Here is a 2,148-nt window from a genome sequence, read left to right as displayed (position 1 = left end):
CAAATACGCTCATATGTACTAGATGATGCACGCATTAAAGATTTAAGAACAGGTATCGAAAGCCGTAACCCACAACGGGTATTGGATGGTGAACTCAATCAATTTATTGAAGCAAGTCTAAAATCGGGCTTGTAAAATCAAATATAATTACATCGAGGACAGGACGTTAGTCCTGCTTTGACTTTGTAGAAATAACAACGGCAAGACATAAGTTCTACGTCCAAGTAGCGTTTTATTCGGACGTGTTGCTTTAGCTACGCCTTAGGAATCGTTACACAATAACTGCGCTAAATTGTTTTCAAAAATCCTGAAGGGATCGTTACACAATAACTTGCGATAAATTGTTTCCAAAAAGCCTTAAGTGACTGGCTATTTTAAAAACAAAATCGCAAATAATGTTGAAGCCAATCCTAAATGACGGGTTATTTTGAAAACAAAAGCACAAGTAATTTTGAAGCCGATCCTTAGTAACCAAGCAGGACTAAAGTCCTACGTCCAAATGCAGTTTTGTTCGGACGTGCTGCTTTAGCTGTGCCTCTTTTAACAAATTATTAACAGATAGGAATTAGCATGTCAGAGCAAAAAAAAGCAGAAGCACCGCAACAAGAGTTAAATGATATTCTCGCAGCACGTCTAGCAAAATTAGATGCGATGCGTGCAAAGGGACAAGCGTTCCCCAATGATTTCCGTCGTAAAAATATCTCTGACAAGCTACATGCTAAATACGATGATAAAACCAAAGAAGAGTTAGAGGAGCTCGCTATCGAAGTGAGCATTGCGGGTCGTATGATGACACGTCGTATCATGGGGAAAGCAAGCTTTGCAACCATCCAGGATATGGGCGGACGTATTCAAGTGTATGTTTCACGTGATAATTTAGCGGAAGGTTTCTATAACACTGAATTTAAAAAGTGGGATTTAGGCGATATCATTGGTGCAAAAGGTGTTTTATTCAAAACGAAAACCGATGAATTAAGTATAAAAGTCAGTGAAATTCGCATTCTGACTAAAGCACTTCGTCCACTGCCTGATAAATACCACGGCCTGTCAGATACAGAATCACGTTATCGTCAACGTTACTTAGATTTAATCGCAAATGAAGATTCTCGTCGTACCTTTATTTTACGTAATAAAATCGTTACCGCAATTCGTAACTACCTCAATGAACGTGAGTTTATGGAAGTAGAAACACCTATGTTACAAGCGATTCCCGGCGGTGCAACCGCACGTCCGTTTGAAACATTTCATAACGCATTAGACTTGCCAATGTACCTGCGTATCGCACCAGAGTTAAACTTGAAACGTTTAGTCGTTGGCGGCTTTGAACGTGTATTCGAGATTAACCGTAGTTTCCGTAACGAAGGTGTTTCAACACGGCATAACCCAGAATTCACCATGATTGAATTCTATCAAGCCTACGCAGATTACATTGATCTAATGAACCTAACCGAAGATATGTTACGTCACATTACTGAAACTGTATTAGGCTCAAACATCGTTAACTATGGTGATCAAGTATTTGATTTTGGTAAACCTTTCATCCGTATGACCATGAAAGAGTCTGTATTAACATATAACGAGGGCATTGAAGCAAGCGAACTTGATAGCATGGAAGGGCTTCAAGCCGTTGCTAAACGTTTCAACGTTAATTTAAAAGAGAGCTGGGGTGAAGGTAAGGTATTAACTGAGATCTTTGAAGAGACCGCTGAGCATAAATTGATGCAACCTACGTTTATTACTGCGTACCCAGCTGAGGTTTCACCACTTGCGCGTCGTAACGATGAAGATCCTGATGTCACTGACCGTTTTGAATTCTTTGTAGGCGGACGTGAACTCGCCAATGGTTTCTCCGAGCTAAATGACTCACAAGACCAAGCACAACGGTTTAGAGATCAAGTGGCTCAGAAAGACGCGGGTGATGATGAAGCGATGTTTTATGATGCAGATTATATTACTGCCCTAGAGCATGGTTTACCACCAACAGCCGGTGAAGGTATTGGTATCGACCGTTTAGTCATGTTATTTACAGACAGTCATACGATTCGTGATGTACTACTGTTCCCGCATATGCGCCCACAAGCAAAATAATGTTGGTCTGCTGTGAGTAAGTCAAATTAAAGCCTCGTGATTCACGGGGCTTTTTTGTTG

1 protein-coding gene and 1 pseudogene are annotated in these 2,148 nt (G+C 40.6%); both read left to right on the top strand.

From position 1 onward, the window contains the following. Positions 1-135 (top strand): annotated as a pseudogene (prfB, locus tag G322_RS23115) (peptide chain release factor 2); the annotation flags it as partial. A 435-nt stretch (positions 136-570) separates the two neighbouring features. Next, the gene (gene lysS / locus G322_RS0118855) at positions 571-2,088 is read left to right on the top strand and encodes a lysine--tRNA ligase (protein WP_022943222.1); all 1,518 of its coding nucleotides are present in this window, start codon (positions 571-573) and stop codon (positions 2,086-2,088) included. The last annotated feature ends 60 nt before the right edge of the window (positions 2,089-2,148 follow it).

Origin of the sequence: Psychromonas hadalis ATCC BAA-638 (assembly GCF_000420245.1) — a bacterium.
Taxonomy (GTDB): domain Bacteria; phylum Pseudomonadota; class Gammaproteobacteria; order Enterobacterales; family Psychromonadaceae; genus Psychromonas; species Psychromonas hadalis.
This window is presented reverse-complemented; position numbering and strand designations above follow the sequence as displayed.